Genomic DNA, 15,150 nt, shown 5'->3' on the forward strand with positions numbered 1-15,150 from the left:
TGACCTTTCCCCCGGATGAATGCACTCCATCCATCATGGGATCGGCAGCACAGTTACATCTTGTCTGCGGCCTCAACACCCATAAGTGACAAGCCGTTACGCAGTATTTGCCTGATATTGGCGCTCAAGAAAAGTCTTGCGGAGCTGATTTCGGGATCGTCCAATATCAGGACACGTTTGTCGGTCTGGTCATGGCCGAGGTTGAAAAAAGCGTGATAGGCGGCAGCCAGATCATGCAGATAAAAGGCGATGCGATGCGGCTCACGTGCCGATGCCGCAGATTCGATGATGCGCGGCCATTGCGCCAGCAATTTGATCAGCGCCAGATCCTCCTCGCCGAGCCGGTCGAGATAATCGGGAGATGGCATAATGCCCTCAGCTTCTGCCTTGCGCAGCGTCGAACAGATACGCGCATGGGCATATTGCACATAGAAAACCGGGTTATCCTTGGAGGCTTCCACCACTTTGGCAAAGTCGAAATCCATCTGCGCATCGGCCTTGCGGGTCAGCATGGTGAACCGCACCACATCCTTGCCAACCTCATTGACGACATCGGCGAGCGTCACAAATTTGCCCGAGCGCTTAGACATTTTCACCGGCTCGCCATCGCGCAGCAGCCGTACCATTTGTACCAGCTTGATATCAAACTGCGTCTTGCCCTCGGTCAGCGCTTCGACCGCCGCCTTGATCCGTTTGACCGTCCCGGCATGGTCTGCGCCCCAGATGTTGATCAGCGCGTCGGCCTTTTCCGCCTTTTGGAAATGATAGGCCATATCGGCACCGAAATAGGTCCATTTGCCATCCGATTTGCGGATCGGCCGGTCCTGATCATCGCCAAATTGCGTCGAGCGGAACAGCGGCAGCTCAACCGGCTCCCAATCGTCGGGCGTCTTGCCCTTGGGTGCTTCGAGCAGGCCATCAAACACGAGATTGCGCTCGCGTAAAAAGGCTTCAGCCGCCTCCGGTTTGCCCGCTGCCTGCAATTCGGCTTCGGACGCGAACACGTCATGATTGATACCCAGCAGCGCCAAATCGTTGCGGATCATCACCAGCATATCTGCTACCGCCTCGCGGCGGAACAGCCCGAGCCATTGTTCTTCAGGCGCATCGGCATAGGTCTCGCAATGCTCTTTAGCCAGACGGTCACCAACCGGTATGAGATAGTCACCGGGGTACAACCCCTCGGGTATCTCACCAATATCGCGGCCCAATGCTTCCAGATACCGCAAATGCGCCGAACGCGCGAGGACATCCACCTGCCCCCCGGCATCATTGACATAATATTCGCGGGTGACGTCATGCCCGGCATATTCCAGCAGGCTGGCCAGCGCATCGCCTACAACCGCGCCGCGGCAATGGCCCATATGCATCGGACCCGTTGGATTGGCGGAGACATATTCGACATTGACCATGCCCTTTGCAGGCACTTGCGGACGGCCATAATCGGCTCCGGCATTAGCAATATCGTGCAACTCACGATGCCAAACCACATCCGCCAGCCGCATATTGATAAAACCGGGGCCCGCAATCTCAACCGAAGCCACATCGTCGAGCTTGTCCAGCTCCGCCGCCAGCTTCTCAGCAAAATCGCGCGGCTTCATCTGCGCCTGTTTGGCCAGCACCATCGCCGCATTGGTCGACAGATCACCATGCGCCGCATCGCGCGGTGGCTCAACCGTCACCGGCGACCGGTTGGCGTCTTCAGGCAAAGCACCATCGGCAACCAGGGCATCCAGCGCGGCATTCAGATGGTCAGCAAATTGGGCATAGAGCGGCATTTCAAATTGGCTTTCAAGTGTATCGGAGACGCCCCCGCGCGATCAGCGCGTGGCGTTGTATTGCAATTGATCGGGCGTCAGCTGGAAGCCGATCAACACCTCAAAAGTGGCCCGCTGAATCGCGGCTTGCACTTCTGGTCGCGATAATGGATCAATCGCCGCAGAGGTATCGCCGTCCTGACGCCGTGCGGTGATCAGCTCCTGAATATCCTCGGGCAAAGTCGCGGTTGCGCGATCGACATAGGCACCCGCTTTGCCGGTTGCGCTTGCCCGGGTCTCACCCTCGGCAAATTGCAATGTCACCGCGCCGATACGTTTGGAAATCACGGCCGATCCGCCGCGCAAAACGGTCGAGAAATAGGGTAATCTCACGGTCCGCGCCGCGCCTGCGTCACGGCGTGTGGCGGTAATGTCAAATGTCGCCTCGGTATAAAGCTTTTCCGGCCCTTCAGTGCAGGTCGAACGCAGATTGCTGACATTGGCGACAATATCGATGGCACTTGCATCGCGGCTATCGCGCGGGTTAAACAGCGTCACATCGCCGGTATAGGCGGGAATCCCGACATCAGGACAGGTGGAAAGCGTGCGGGTGATACCAACGCCACGATCCACAACCAGCTGATCATCGCCCTTGCACCCTGCCAATAATGCTCCCAGCACAAGTGCTGAGCCGATTACCCGCTTTGTTATCGCCATTTTCGCTCTCATTTCTTCTCACTAATCCCCATGCAGCAGAGCCTTTATCCGCTCCGCGCCGACAATCAAACCCCTATCCACTCTTGTCCTGTGCAAACAGATGACGCAGATATTCTGCGTATCGCCCTTTGCACAGCGCTGCTTTATCTCTAAATACCATGATAGGAGATGAATAGCTCCGTATCAGGTTTTGGACAGCCTTGCTGTTCCGCCGATTTTGACCAGCCCCGGTTGGAGAGAGCCGGGGCGACAGGAAAGAGAACACTGGCATGACTGCGGCACCCCCCGTTTCCGACGTTTCCAATGCTTCTGTAATCAAGGATATGCCCCGTAGGGCAGAGACAGAAGAAAAACCTCCGCTGGAGATCGTTATCGCCGCACCGCGCGGATTTTGCGCGGGCGTTGACCGGGCGATTGATATTGTCGAACTGGCGATCACAAAATATGGTGCGCCGGTCTATGTGCGCCATGAAATTGTGCATAATCGCTATGTCGTTGACAGCCTGAAGGCAAAAGGCGCGGTGTTTGTCGAAGAACTGGACGAAGTGCCCGATGGCGTGCCGGTGGTTTTTTCCGCGCATGGCGTGCCCAAGGCGGTGCCGCACAAAGCCGCTGAGCGCGGTCTCAACTATCTTGATGCCACCTGCCCGCTGGTGTCCAAAGTGCACCGGCAGGCGGAGCGTCAGGTTGAGGCCGGTCGGCATATCCTGTTTGTTGGTCATGAGGGCCATCCCGAGGTTATCGGCACTTTCGGGCAAGTGCCTGAAGGCGAGATGACGCTGGTAGAGACAGTCGAGGATGTTGCTTCTCTGACGCCGCCGGATTCAGAGAATCTGGCCTATCTGACTCAGACGACACTCTCAGTCGATGACACCGCGGAGATCATTAGCGCGCTGAAAACCCGCTTTCCCAATATTGTCGGTCCCAAGGCAGAAGACATTTGCTATGCGACTTCCAACCGCCAAGCAGCGGTTAAGGCGATTGCGGCCTCTTGCGATGCGGTGTTCGTCATCGGGGCGCCGAACAGCTCAAATTCGCTTCGCCTCGTCGAAGTCTCCGAGCGAGAGGGCACACAGGCGATGCTGATCCAGCGGGCGCATGACATTGACCCGCGCTGGCTGGCCAATATCACCACATTGGGCCTCACCGCCGGCGCATCGGCACCCGAAGCACTGGTCCGCGAGGTGGTGGACGCGCTGCGTGAGCATTTCACCATCACCGAACGGATGGTCAAAACCGCGGATGAACGGATCGTGTTCAAGCTGCCTCGTGGTCTGGAAGACGAAGCCGCCTGACGGGCACTATTTCTTATGGCCGTTTATACCCGCGTCGCATCCGAGGATATAGCGACCTTTCTTGAGCGTTATGATGTCGGTACGCTTCGCTCTGCCAAAGGCATTGCCGAGGGCGTGGAGAACAGCAATTATCTGATCGAGACCAGCAAGGACCGCTATATCCTGACGCTGTATGAAAAGCGCGTTGATCCAGCAGACCTCCCGTTTTTTATCGCTTTGCTCGATCATTTGGCGGAGCGCGGCCTGGCGGTTCCGCCTATGATCGCGGACAAGAATGGCGAGAAAATCCAGACCCTTGCCGGGCGCACCGCCTGCCTGATCCGCTATCTGCCCGGTATATCCCTGACCCAGCCGACAGCAGAGCAAGCGCTGTCCGCTGGTCGGGCTTTGGGCGATATGCATCTGGCGGCGGAGGATTTTTCGATGCAGCGGGCCAATAGCATGGGACCGGAAAGCTGGCACGCATTGGCCGAAGATATTGGCGCGGATGCGTTGCAGGAGATCAGCCCGGGACTGGCAGACGTCATCGCCATAACGCTGGCCGATATTGACGCGCATTGGCCAGCAGATGCGCCCAAGTCACCTATCCATGCCGACTTGTTCCCCGACAATGTGCTGATGCTGGGCGATGATGTTACCGGCATCATCGACTTTTATTTCAGCTGCACCGATATCCGCGCCTATGATCTGGCGGTGACCCATAGCGCATGGTGCTTTTCCGAGGATGGAGCGCATTTTGACAAGGCCATCTCTGAAGCTCTGCTTGATGGATATTTCTCGGTAATTGCACGCGAGCCCCAAGAGTTTGCCGCCGATAGGCTCACCCTGTTGGCGCGTGGCGCAGCGCTGCGTTTTCTGCTGAGCCGCGCCTATGACTGGATCCACACCCCGCCCGATGCGCTGGTAACCCGCAAAGACCCGATGGCCTTTGCGCACCGCCTCGCCTTTTACAGCGATCCGGCACGTGCGAATATCTTTGCGGCATGAGTGATCAGGACACTATCGTGCGCATCGCCACTGATGGTGCATGCAAAGGCAATCCCGGCCCCGGCGGCTGGGGTGCGGTGATCCGTTTCAAGGACAAGGAGAAGGAAATCTCCGGAGGTGAAGCGGAAACAACCAATAACCGCATGGAATTGCTGGCGGCGATTGAGGCGCTCAATGCTCTAACCCGGCCCTGCACGGTCGAGCTCACCACCGACAGCGTCTATGTCCGCGACGGCATCACCAAATGGATTCACGGTTGGCAGAAAAATGGCTGGCGCACAGCGGCAAAAAAGCCGGTCAAAAATGCTGATCTATGGCAGCGACTGGTCGCAGCGTCAGAACGCCATCAGGTATCCTGGCATTGGGTAAAAGGCCATGCCGGTGACACGTACAATGAACGGGCTGATACTTTGGCGAGTGATGCGGCTGAGGCTGCTAGGGTTTAGTCTTCGGTGATACTCCCCTCCTCTTCAGAGGAGGGGCAGTGAGACTTAGGGCCTTGAGGCCCTTAGTCGCAGCGGGGTGGTGCTGCGGCACGTTTTGAATTCGCTAACGCGAGCTCGCCTTGCGGCTCACCACCACCCCAACCCCTCCTCTGAAGAGGAGGGGCTATATCAGCTATTGTCTTCAACCGGGGCGTCTGGCCCTTTTTCCTTGATCGAATCAATCGCGTTCTGGGCAGAAGCCTTCGAGCTATAGCCCTCGGTGGAGAACATGATTTCACTGTTATATTTGAAGCGCACGCGGAACTCGCCTGCTTTGTCCTTATAGATTTCAAAATGATGCGCCATGATCGTTCTCCTGCACTGTTTAGGAATAGGAATATTGTCGTCAAATCCAGCAGCAATATGTGGATTCGGCTATGACAATAGTCAGCCATTTTACACTTGGCCAGAAGCCATAAGGACGATGTTGCAAAGCGGTGTATTTAGAACCGAGATTTTACATCGACGCACTGCTTAGCGCCGCGCGATCAGCAAAGCGTGCAGCCTCATAGCGGCTGCTGTCAATCGCCATATCCACAGGGTCCAACGCATCGCCGGTAATCATAGACGCTGCCAGCCGCGCCGCCGCTGGCGCGGTCTGGATGCCATATCCGCCCTGCCCGGCAAACCAGAAGAAAGCCGGGCAATCCGGATCATGACCATAAACCGGCACCCTGTCCGGCGCGAAGCTGCGCAGCCCGGCCCAGCGATGTTCCACTGCTGCAATCTGCCAGTCGACAACCTCTCCCAGCCTTTCGATCGCCAGCGCTACGTCCCATTCTTCCGGTGCAGCGTCGCAAGGCTCGCTCGGCGTTTCATCATGCGGGCTGAGCCAGAGCGATCCATGTTCCGGCTTGAAATAGAATTGCCCGTGAAAATCGATCACCAGCGGCAATGCATCAGGCACAGGCTCGGCCATCCGCAATTGCACAATGGTACGCCGCAATGGCGCAATCCCAAGCGGCGCAATTCCCGCCAGAACCGCCAGTTGGTCGGCCCATGCCCCGGCAGCATTGACCAATAACGGGGCTTGTATCTCGCGGAGTGGAGTCGTTACCTGCCATCGGCCAGCACCAAAACTGGCGGTTTTAACTGGGCTGTTGAAAAACAGCATGGCACCGCGCCGCTTCGCCCCGGCAAGATAGGCCTGATGCAACGCCGCGACATCAATATCACGGCAATCGGGTTCAGATATGGCCTCGCACCAGTCCGGCTTCAGCCCCGGCACTCTGGCCGCAATCGCCTCACCTTTTAGCCGATCCATCACGACGCCGCGCCCGGCGAAAAGCGCGGCCTCTTTATCCAATGCTGCACCATCTGCCGCACGACCAATCGTCAACGCTCCACGCGGACGCAGAAAGCCTTGCTCGGCAAAATCCTTTGGCGGATTAGCGAGCCATGGCCCCGAGGCTGTGGTCAGTGGTTGAATATCCGGGCCGCCATAGCTTTCGGTCCAGAAGGCAGCGGAGCGCCCGGTGGCATGATAGCCCGCCACGCTTTCCGCCTCGACAATTGCTACCCGCATGGACTTGGACAGTTCATAGGCCAAGCTGGCCCCGGCCATGCCCGCGCCGACAATCACAGCATCATAGCTATGATCGTTGCTGCTCATTCTGCTGCTTCTGCCTGCACCGTGCCGAATTGCGCGCTCAAAAAAGCATCAATCTCGGCAATCGCCTTGTCGCGCACCGCGTCCACCTCGCGCAGCAATTCATGCGCACATTCCTTACCATAGGTCACCAGCCGTGCATTGGGCAAACGCTCTGCTGCTTTCTCAATCGCGGAATGGCTGACCAGTTGATCGGCAGAGGTGGAGAGAATCAGCATAGGCGTTTGCACCTTTTCCCATTGCCCCGGTGCATGGATATGCCGCACCGAAGCATAGGCACGCTCGACCCAGTGCCAACTCGCCGGGCCCATCACCAGTTCGGGCCGCTTTTTCCACCATGCAGCTTCATCGGCATAGCGCTCAGAATCATGGGTCAGCAGCAATTGACGCTTGGATAGCGGAGAGGCAGGCTTCTCACTCACCTTCCAAGCGGGGCGATGTGGCTTGCTGAAGGCACGCATCAGCTTGGCAAGATTATGCCCCCAGGAGACAGGTATTCCGCCCGGGCTGTCCATGCCCAGCATCGGCGCGCTCAATATGACGGCATCCGGGTCGACAACACCCTCGATCAGCGCGCGCGCTACCAAATGACCGCCCATGGAATGCGCCATCAGCACATGGGGGCCTTCGCGCTCTGCCTTCCAGCGCGGCCAGAACTCGGCGAGATCGGCAACCCAAGTGGCAAAATCATCGATATGACCGACATGCGGATTCTCGGTCATCCGCCCCGATGCCGCCTGGCCGCGCCAGTCAGATGCGCTGATATCCCAGCCTGCCCGATTATAGTGATTCAGCGTTTCGAGATATTTCTCGTAGATATCGCCGCGGCCAGCCATGAATAGCATTGCACCCTTGCGCGAGCTGGACTGCGTCGCCCAGTCCATATGGCGGATGTCCCAGCCATCGCGTGTAGTCCAGCGCCCCTCGACCAGACCTTCCGGCAGACTGCGTCGGTCAAATGTGGCACTCATGAGCCACTCCTTTGCAGTTTTGCGGCAGTTATTTGCCGTTGGGCGGCAATAAAATGCCGGATGGTTACTTTTTGGTAAGTCATGCGCCCTAAGAACACCTTTCATGACGGGGGTTCAGATCATCTACGGAATGCTGGGTGCGTTGGCAATCGCGCTTGCTCATGCCAGCTATACCGATATTCGCCGCCGCGAAATTGAGAACTGGCTCAATGCCGGTATCGCGCTGGCCGCACCGGTTTTCTGGTGGGCCACAGGCATGTCCCTCTGGCCCGATATTGCCATCCAGATCGCGCTGGCACTGGGTGTATTCACAATATTTACTGGCCTTTTTGCCTTGGGCGCCATGGGCGGCGGGGACGTCAAACTGCTGAGCGCACTGGCGCTGTGGTTTTCCTGGCAGGACATGCTGATGCTGGTTCTGGTGATGTCCATCGCTGGCGGCATCCTGACACTTTTCATGGCCATGGTGCACACCATTCGCCGTTCCAAAGGCAATCTGGAAATTCCCTATGGCGTCGCCATCGCCTTCGCCGGGCTTTGGGTGATTGCCGAACACTATTTTAACCATTCTGTGCAAATCTAAACGCAATATCGCACTCAATTCAGCTGCGTGGAGGCAGTGAGATCATGGACAAGAAGAAACTGGTTTTGCTGGTTGGAGCATTGGTTGTTGCGCTGGGCACCGCCTTTCTGGCGCGCAGCATGTTTGCAGGCGCGTCAGCACCGCAGACTGTCGCTGCAGAGGCTCCAGCTGTGACGGGACCAAAAGTTCTCGTCGCCAACCGCGCCCTGCCCGTCGGCACCATCATCACCCCAGATGCCTTCAGTTTTCAGCCCTGGCCGGAAGAACTGGTCGAGAAAGCCTATTTCCTGGAGGACAATACCGACGGCAATGCGTTGCTGGGCACGGTGGTGCGCAACGAGATCACCGCAGGTCAGCCAGTCACACAGGGCTCGCTGGTTAAGCCGGGCGATCGTGGTTTTCTTGCTGCGGCGCTTGGCCCCGGTATGCGCGCAGTTACCGTACCGGTTTCTGAACGCACCAGCGTTGGCGGATTTGTCTTCCCCGGTGACCGGATTGATCTGGTTCTGACTCAGGCGGTTAAGGGCAAAGACGGGCCCGATCTCAAAGCCTCTGAAACCATCATCCGCAACCTGCGGGTTCTGGCGACAGGCCAGCGCGTGTCCTCACAGGATGAAGAGGGAAATCAGGTTGTTATCAAATTCAACACCGTCACCGTAGAAGTAACGCCCAAGCTGGCCGAGAAGATCGCGGTGGCTCAGACCATTGGCGTCATCAGCCTGTCGCTGCGTTCTATCGCCGATAATGAGGCCGAGCTGGAACGTGCCATCGCGGCTGGCGAAATCAATGTCCCAGAAAGCGATGACCCTGAGGCTGAAGAGAAGTTTATTCAGTCTATCGTCAAGCGCCCGATGGATACGGACCCCACATTTGTTACCGGCGGCGATGTCTCGCGCTTTCAGCGCACTAGCGTTCCTTCTCAGAAATCTGCCGCACCGGCTCAGATTCCTGCGGTTCCGGCACCTAAGCCACAACCCAAGGTCCGCGTTGCCCGGGGCAAGAATGTCACAGCCGTTCCGGTTGGAGGTAAATAAGATGCAGTTCATCAAGTCTTTTCGCCGGGCGGCTCTCGGCTCCGCGCTTGCCAGCAGCATTGGCGCAACCGCGCTGATCGCTATGGGTGCAACCATGGGCACGGTGCCTGCCGCAGCGCAGGTTACGCCCAAACCGTCAAGCGAGATCGTCCTGTCAATTGGCCGCGGTCAACTGGTCACCCTTCCGGGCAATATAACCGATCTGTTTATTGCCGATGACAAGATTGCCGATGTACAGGTCAAAAGTGCGCGCCAACTCTATGTCTTTGGCAAGGCTGGCGGCGAAACCACTCTCTATGCCAGCAATGCCGCAGGCCAGGTGGTCTATTCAACCACGATCCGCGTCGGATCGAACATCGATTCGATTGACCAGATGCTGACCCTGGCCATGCCTGAGGCCGACATCAACGTATCGACCATGAATGGACTTGTGCTGCTCACCGGTACGATTGCCGCACCAGGCGATGCGGCTGAGGCAGAGCGACTGGTACAGGCCTTTGTCGGTGATGAAACAGAAGTGATCAGCCGCCTCAAGACCGCAACCCCGTTGCAGGTCAATTTGCAGGTCAAGATCGCTGAAGTCAGCCGGTCTTTGGTCAAGAATATCGGTGCCAATCTGTTGAGCGGTGACTCCACCAATGGTTTTCAGTTCGGCGTTACCAATGGCCGCACCTTTTCGCCGCAGTTTACCCCGGGTGGTCCCGTCGGCACCGGAGTAACAGCAGGCGGCGAAGGCACCACGGTCATCACCGGAATCGGAGATGGCGGTACAACGCTTGCCGGCCTCGGCAATCTTTTCGGTCTTGACCTTGCGGGTACTCTTGATCTGGCGGAAACCGTTGGTCTGGTGACCACATTGTCGCAGCCTAACCTGACCGCGCTTTCGGGCGAGACAGCAGAATTCCTGGCAGGCGGTGAATTCCCGATCCCGATCGCACAGGGCCTGGGCAATGTCGCGATCCAGTTCCGCAGTTTTGGCGTAAGCTTGGCCTATACGCCGACAGTGCTTGAAAATGGCCGTATCTCTTTGCGTGTTCGTCCGGAAGTCTCCGAGCTGTCCGCATCGGGTGCGGTGAATCTTCAGGGCTTTAGCGTGCCCGGTCTGACGATCCGCAGCGCCGAAACGACGGTGGAACTCGGCTCCGGCCAGAGCTTCATGATCGCTGGCCTGATGAGCAACAATATCCAGAACTCGGTCAACAAGGCTCCGGGCCTTGGTGATGTTCCGATCCTCGGCAATCTGTTCAAATCCAGCTCTTTCCAGAAGGGTGAAACTGAGCTGGTGATTGTTGTGACGCCATATCTGGTCAAGCCAGTGAACTCGAACGACATCAAGCTGCCAACCGATGCCTTCCGCACCGCCAATGATGTGCAGCGTCTGCTGATTAATCAGGAGACAGACGGCATCAGCGGGGGAGACCGGCCAAAGCCGAGCGTTGAGCAACCGACACGCGATGTAAGACGCGAGCAGATGATCGGCCAGCAATCGCAAGCGCCGCGCCCCAATGCAGCAGCACCGCAAACTACCAGCCGCGCATCGCGCGATGCCAACCCTGGCTTTACCTTTGAGTGAGAAGGACCGACGACATGTCTGATCTGAAAAGAACCGCCCTTTCCTCGGCCTTCATCATCGGCCTTTCGCTGGCCGCAACCGCTTGCACCAGCAACACGGCGAGCAACCGCTCGCTCAACAGTGTGCACCAACCGGTGGTCAGCCGCAGCAACTTCGCGCTGGACCTGAATGTACGCGGCGGTTCGCTACCTGTCTCTGAACAGGCCAAGCTGGCACAATGGTTCGAAGCCATGGGGCTGGGTTATGGTGATCGCGTGGCAATTGATGACCCCGCGAAAAACCGCTCCGTGCGATCATTGGTTGAAGCATCTGCTGCCAAATATGGCCTGTTGGTCGCTGACGCTGCACCTATTACCGGCGGAACAATCGCGCCGGGTGATGTGCGCGTGGTGATCAGTCGCTCTTCAGCGCGTGTGGATGGTTGTCCGGACTGGTCGTCTGTCAGTGAAACCAATTTCAACAACGCTACCAGCAGCAACTTTGGCTGTGCCGCAAACAGCAATCTGGCATCCATGGTCGCCGATCCTGAGGATCTGGTTCGCGGTCAGGGAGATGGCACATCTGACGCCGATACAGGCACCAAGGCCATTGACACACTGCGCCAGACACCGCCGACAGGTGCAGGTGGACTTCGCCGCAGTAATGGCTTTGGCGGCGGCGCTGGCGGAGGCCAAGGTGGCGGCGGTGGCGGCGGCGCCCAAGGTGGAGGAGGTCAGTAAGATGAATGCTCCCTTTAACCCCACAGGCACTGGCGCGCGTGATGCCTTCGCCGCCTATATCTGCGATGATGAAACGCTCGATCTGGTGCGCACTGTGTGTATCGAACTGGGTTGGCAGTCGGAGAAATGTAATCAGGGTGGCTTGCGCAATGCCATTCAGTCGCTCTCCATTGCGGCCAGCCCTAACATCCTTTTGGTCGACTTAGCCGAGTCTGGCGATCCGCTCAATGATATCAATGCTTTGGCGGAAGTCTGCGAACCAGGTACTGTGGTTGTCGCCATGGGCCAGGTGAATGATGTTCGCCTGTATCGCGACCTTATTGTCAGCGGTTTGCAAGATTATTTGCTCAAACCAGTTAGCCCGGACCAACTGCGCGACGCGCTGGTCCAGGCACAGGCGATATTCTCGGCTCCCAAGCAGCAAGACAATGGCACCGAGCGGCCGCATGTTACCACGGCCGTGATAGGCACCCGCGGCGGCGTCGGCGCGAGTACCATTGCCACCTCGCTTGCCTGGTATTTTAGCCAAGATGGCGACCGCCAGACCGCGTTGCTTGATCTTGATGTCCATTTCGGCACGGATGCGCTGATCATGGACCTTGAGCCGGGCCGTGGCCTGACCGATGCAATCGATAATCCAAGCCGCATTGATGGCCTGTTTATCGAGCGCGCGATGATCAAGGCGAATGAGAAACTGGCGATCTTGTCCGCAGAAGCCCCCATCAGTTCGCCGTTGATGACCGATGGCGCTGCTTTCTTTCAGCTTCAGGAAGAGTTCCGTGCCTCTTTTGAAGCCACGATGATTGATTTGCCGCGTAATATGCTGGTGAATTTCCCACATTTGATGAGCGATGTGAATGTCGCCGTTCTGGTGACAGAGCTTACGCTTGCCTCGGCGCGCGATGCCATTCGCATATTGTCCTGGTTCAAGAGCAACGCGCCCCAGGCGGAAGTCCTGTTGGTCGCCAATAAGGTGCAGCCGAACACACTGGAGATCAGCCGCTCGGATTTCGAGGCCTCAGTTGAGCGCAAGATTGACTATGTTTTGCCTGCAGACTTCAAAGGTGCGGCAGCAGCAGCGAAGCTGGGTCAGCCCTTTATCGCCGCCAACAAGAACAGCAAGACGAGCAACATGATCGCCGCACTGGGCGAGCGCGTGCTGGGTACTGTTGAAGAGGATGGCGAAGGCGAAGAGTCCAAAGGTGCAAGCAAGTCATTGCTGGGCAAATTTGGCGATTTCAAGTCGCTTTTGCCTTCCAAACCGAAAAAAGAGGGGTGATTGGCAACGGTTTTGGCCGCGCCGCCAATGCTCTGATGCCTGGGGATTGAGATGACGGATTGGATGCAGATAAGCCTGTTGGTTGTGGGCGTGCTGGCCATTCTGGTCATGCTGATCTTCGCCTTATCCGGCCCATCAGCGCAGAAGGAAGGCGCAAGGCGCCTGAACAGTGTGAAGCTGCGTTTTAGCGAAAGCGCGAATAGCCAGGTCGAAGCGCAGATGCGAAAGGCAATTGCTGCCAGAAAACCGCGCAGCAATCCGCAAGGCGATATGTCGCAGCTAGACATGATGGCCAACCGCCTGGCACAAACCGGGCGCGAATGGCCCCTGGCACAATATCTCTACACTTGTGCAGGCCTGGCCGTCATTATCGGCCTGCTGGTCTATTTCCGCAGCGACAATATGCTGCTCTCGCTGTTTGTCGGTGCGGCAGTGGGCATTGGCCTGCCGCATATGGTCATCGGATTTCTGATCAAGCGTCGCATCGGCAATTTCAATAAGAATTTCCCCGATGCCATCGAGCTTCTGGTTCGCGGCTTGCGCTCCGGCTTGCCGGTAACGGAAACGCTGAGCGTTGTCGCCGAGGAAATACCCGGACCTGTTGGCGTGGAGTTCAAGGAAGTGACCGAGCGGATCAAAATTGGCCGCACCATGGAGGATTCGCTTCAGGAAACCGCGAAGAAACTCAACACACCGGAGTTCAATTTCTTTTGCATCACTTTGGCGATCCAGCGCGAAACCGGCGGTAATCTGGCCGAAACACTGGCCAACCTGTCCGATGTTTTGCGCAAACGCTCGCAAATGAAGCTGAAGATCAAGGCAATGTCATCGGAGTCCAAAGCCTCGGCCTATATTGTCGGCTCGCTGCCATTCATCGTGTTTGGCCTGATCTGGTGGATCAACCCGGATTATATTGGCGGCTTCTTCATCGATGAACGCCTGATCATTGCCGGCATGGGCGGCATGGTATGGATGGGTATTGGCGTGTTTATCATGGCCAAGATGGTGAGCTTTGAAATCTGATGCAGCCAGAAACGATCATAAGCGCCGTCGAGATTGCGCAGCACCGGATAGGAGCAGCCCATGGCTGAGGCAGGCGGACCAACTTTATTGGGCGTTGATGTCCTGTGGGTGGCAACCATTTTGGCGGCTGTCGCAACATTGGCTGTGCTTGTCGCCATCTATGCGGCAACCACGGTCCGCGACCCGATGGCCAAGCGGGTTAAATCGCTTAATGAGCGGCGCGAACAGCTTAAGGCTGGCATTACCGCCTCAACCAAGAAACGCGCCAAGCTGGTCCAGCAAAATGAGACCACGGACCGGATGCGTAGCGTGCTGTCATCGCTCAGCGTGTTGCAGGACGAACAGCTCGAAGCTGCGCAGCAAAAACTGGCCCAGGCGGGTATCCGTTCAAAAGACGCCGCGATTGCAGTTATCTTTGGTCGCCTGATCCTGCCCATTATCATTGGCGGTGGCGCTGGCATCTACATCTACGTCCTTGATGGCATGGCTGACTGGTCTGGGATGATGAAATCGCTGGCCTTTGGCGGCGCTTTGATCCTTAGCTATAAAGGCCCCGACCTGTTTGTGCAGAACAAGGTGACAAAACGCACCGATGCCATTCGCAAAGGGTTGCCCGATGCGCTTGACCTTTTGGTGATTTGCGCTGAAGCGGGTTTGACCGTTGATGCCGCCTTTAACCGGGTCGCCAAGGAACTGGGCCGCGCCTATCCCGAATTGGGCGATGAATTTGCGCTAACCGCCATCGAGCTGAGCTTCCTTACCGAGCGGCGGCAAGCCTTTGAAAATCTTGCCTATCGGGTTGATCTGGACGCGGTAAAGGGCGTGGTCACCACCATGATCCAGACCGAGAAATATGGTACGCCGCTGGCCTCTGCTCTGCGCGTTCTGTCGGCAGAGTTTCGCAATGAGCGTATGATGCGTGCAGAGGAAAAAGCGGCTCGCCTACCAGCGATTATGACGGTGCCGCTGATCCTGTTCATTCTGCCGGTGCTGTTTATCGTGATCCTCGGACCCGCAGCCTGCTCGATCAGCGATGCGCTAATCAACAAGCAATAACTAACGAAACAGGGGCGGTAAGAGCCGCCCCTTTTCTTATCTTAGATAAGGGCAAGGTTATT

15 protein-coding genes are annotated in these 15,150 nt (G+C 57.3%); 10 read left to right on the forward strand and 5 right to left on the reverse strand.

Translation table 11 applies throughout. The features are described from left to right. Window positions 1-53: 53 nt before the first annotated feature. Both argS and RB602_RS12235 read right to left on the reverse strand, forming a co-directional pair. Window positions 54-1,778: an arginine--tRNA ligase gene (gene argS / locus RB602_RS12230; protein ID WP_317080865.1), complete on the reverse strand. Its 1,725-nt coding sequence runs from the start codon at window positions 1,776-1,778 to the stop codon at window positions 54-56. Window positions 1,779-1,820: 42 nt separating this feature from the next. Beyond that, the gene (locus RB602_RS12235) at window positions 1,821-2,474 is read right to left on the reverse strand and encodes a hypothetical protein (protein WP_317080866.1); all 654 of its coding nucleotides are present in this window, start codon (window positions 2,472-2,474) and stop codon (window positions 1,821-1,823) included. Between the two features lie 323 nt (window positions 2,475-2,797). Between RB602_RS12235 and ispH the strand changes: the two genes are divergently transcribed. From ispH to rnhA, 3 genes are read left to right on the forward strand one after another with little or no spacing between them, the layout of a single operon-like run. Next, entirely contained in the window at window positions 2,798-3,769 is a 972-nt protein-coding gene (gene ispH, locus RB602_RS12240) for a 4-hydroxy-3-methylbut-2-enyl diphosphate reductase (RefSeq protein ID WP_317084526.1), read from the forward strand. A gap of 15 nt (window positions 3,770-3,784) precedes the next feature. After that, window positions 3,785-4,756, forward strand: coding sequence for a homoserine kinase (gene thrB / locus RB602_RS12245; RefSeq protein ID WP_317080867.1), 972 nt, complete (start codon window positions 3,785-3,787; stop codon window positions 4,754-4,756). Next, entirely contained in the window at window positions 4,753-5,202 is a 450-nt protein-coding gene (gene rnhA / locus RB602_RS12250) for a ribonuclease HI (RefSeq protein WP_317080868.1), read from the forward strand. Before thrB ends, rnhA begins: the two co-directional genes overlap by 4 nt. Before the next feature lie 168 nt (window positions 5,203-5,370). Here the strand turns inward: rnhA and RB602_RS12255 are convergent, their stop codons facing one another. The 3 genes from RB602_RS12255 to RB602_RS12265 form a co-directional block, all read right to left on the reverse strand. Beyond that, window positions 5,371-5,547 (reverse strand): YegP family protein, encoded by a 177-nt coding sequence (locus RB602_RS12255; protein WP_317080869.1) that lies wholly within the window; start codon window positions 5,545-5,547, stop codon window positions 5,371-5,373. A 151-nt stretch (window positions 5,548-5,698) separates the two neighbouring features. Then, entirely contained in the window at window positions 5,699-6,853 is a 1,155-nt protein-coding gene (locus tag RB602_RS12260; RefSeq protein ID WP_317080870.1) for an NAD(P)/FAD-dependent oxidoreductase, read from the reverse strand. Further along, window positions 6,850-7,821, reverse strand: a complete 972-nt coding sequence (locus RB602_RS12265) for an alpha/beta fold hydrolase (RefSeq protein ID WP_317080871.1) — start codon at window positions 7,819-7,821, stop codon at window positions 6,850-6,852. Before RB602_RS12265 ends, RB602_RS12260 begins: the two co-directional genes overlap by 4 nt. Before the next feature lie 103 nt (window positions 7,822-7,924). Here RB602_RS12265 and RB602_RS12270 point away from each other — a divergent pair, with 103 nt between their 5' ends. The 7 genes from RB602_RS12270 to RB602_RS12300 are packed head-to-tail and all read left to right on the forward strand — an operon-like array spanning window position 7,925 to window position 15,088. Continuing rightward, entirely contained in the window at window positions 7,925-8,404 is a 480-nt protein-coding gene (locus RB602_RS12270) for an A24 family peptidase (RefSeq protein ID WP_317080872.1), read from the forward strand. A 44-nt stretch (window positions 8,405-8,448) separates the two neighbouring features. Further along, entirely contained in the window at window positions 8,449-9,438 is a 990-nt protein-coding gene (gene cpaB / locus RB602_RS12275) for a Flp pilus assembly protein CpaB (protein ID WP_317080873.1), read from the forward strand. Between the two features lies 1 nt (window position 9,439). Then, window positions 9,440-11,011, forward strand: a complete 1,572-nt coding sequence (locus tag RB602_RS12280; RefSeq protein WP_317080874.1) for a type II and III secretion system protein family protein — start codon at window positions 9,440-9,442, stop codon at window positions 11,009-11,011. A gap of 14 nt (window positions 11,012-11,025) precedes the next feature. Continuing rightward, entirely contained in the window at window positions 11,026-11,730 is a 705-nt protein-coding gene (locus tag RB602_RS12285; protein WP_317080875.1) for a CpaD family pilus assembly protein, read from the forward strand. A 1-nt stretch (window position 11,731) separates the two neighbouring features. After that, window positions 11,732-13,009, forward strand: a complete 1,278-nt coding sequence (locus RB602_RS12290) for a pilus assembly protein CpaE (RefSeq protein ID WP_317084528.1) — start codon at window positions 11,732-11,734, stop codon at window positions 13,007-13,009. Window positions 13,010-13,060: 51 nt separating this feature from the next. Then, complete coding sequence (locus RB602_RS12295; RefSeq protein ID WP_317080876.1) at window positions 13,061-14,032, forward strand: type II secretion system F family protein; 972 nt, start codon at window positions 13,061-13,063, stop codon at window positions 14,030-14,032. A 60-nt stretch (window positions 14,033-14,092) separates the two neighbouring features. Then, entirely contained in the window at window positions 14,093-15,088 is a 996-nt protein-coding gene (locus RB602_RS12300; RefSeq protein ID WP_317080877.1) for a type II secretion system F family protein, read from the forward strand. The last annotated feature ends 62 nt before the right edge of the window (window positions 15,089-15,150 follow it).

This window comes from Parasphingorhabdus sp. SCSIO 66989 (genome assembly GCF_032852305.1).
Lineage (GTDB): Bacteria > Pseudomonadota > Alphaproteobacteria > Sphingomonadales > Sphingomonadaceae > Alterisphingorhabdus > Alterisphingorhabdus coralli.

What these genes read in the sequence shown, in the direction of transcription:
- argS (WP_317080865.1), bottom strand. Translation starts at nt 1,778, where the DNA reads ATGCCGCTCTATGCCCAATTTGCTGACCATCTGAATGCCGCGCTGGAT.
- RB602_RS12235 (WP_317080866.1), bottom strand. Translation starts at nt 2,474, where the DNA reads ATGGCGATAACAAAGCGGGTAATCGGCTCAGCACTTGTGCTGGGAGCA.
- ispH (WP_317084526.1), top strand. Translation starts at nt 2,798, where the DNA reads ATGCCCCGTAGGGCAGAGACAGAAGAAAAACCTCCGCTGGAGATCGTT.
- thrB (WP_317080867.1), top strand. Translation starts at nt 3,785, where the DNA reads ATGGCCGTTTATACCCGCGTCGCATCCGAGGATATAGCGACCTTTCTT.
- rnhA (WP_317080868.1), top strand. Translation starts at nt 4,753, where the DNA reads ATGAGTGATCAGGACACTATCGTGCGCATCGCCACTGATGGTGCATGC.
- RB602_RS12255 (WP_317080869.1), bottom strand. Translation starts at nt 5,547, where the DNA reads ATGGCGCATCATTTTGAAATCTATAAGGACAAAGCAGGCGAGTTCCGC.
- RB602_RS12260 (WP_317080870.1), bottom strand. Translation starts at nt 6,853, where the DNA reads ATGAGCAGCAACGATCATAGCTATGATGCTGTGATTGTCGGCGCGGGC.
- RB602_RS12265 (WP_317080871.1), bottom strand. Translation starts at nt 7,821, where the DNA reads ATGAGTGCCACATTTGACCGACGCAGTCTGCCGGAAGGTCTGGTCGAG.
- RB602_RS12270 (WP_317080872.1), top strand. Translation starts at nt 7,925, where the DNA reads ATGACGGGGGTTCAGATCATCTACGGAATGCTGGGTGCGTTGGCAATC.
- cpaB (WP_317080873.1), top strand. Translation starts at nt 8,449, where the DNA reads ATGGACAAGAAGAAACTGGTTTTGCTGGTTGGAGCATTGGTTGTTGCG.
- RB602_RS12280 (WP_317080874.1), top strand. Translation starts at nt 9,440, where the DNA reads ATGCAGTTCATCAAGTCTTTTCGCCGGGCGGCTCTCGGCTCCGCGCTT.
- RB602_RS12285 (WP_317080875.1), top strand. Translation starts at nt 11,026, where the DNA reads ATGTCTGATCTGAAAAGAACCGCCCTTTCCTCGGCCTTCATCATCGGC.
- RB602_RS12290 (WP_317084528.1), top strand. Translation starts at nt 11,732, where the DNA reads ATGAATGCTCCCTTTAACCCCACAGGCACTGGCGCGCGTGATGCCTTC.
- RB602_RS12295 (WP_317080876.1), top strand. Translation starts at nt 13,061, where the DNA reads ATGACGGATTGGATGCAGATAAGCCTGTTGGTTGTGGGCGTGCTGGCC.
- RB602_RS12300 (WP_317080877.1), top strand. Translation starts at nt 14,093, where the DNA reads ATGGCTGAGGCAGGCGGACCAACTTTATTGGGCGTTGATGTCCTGTGG.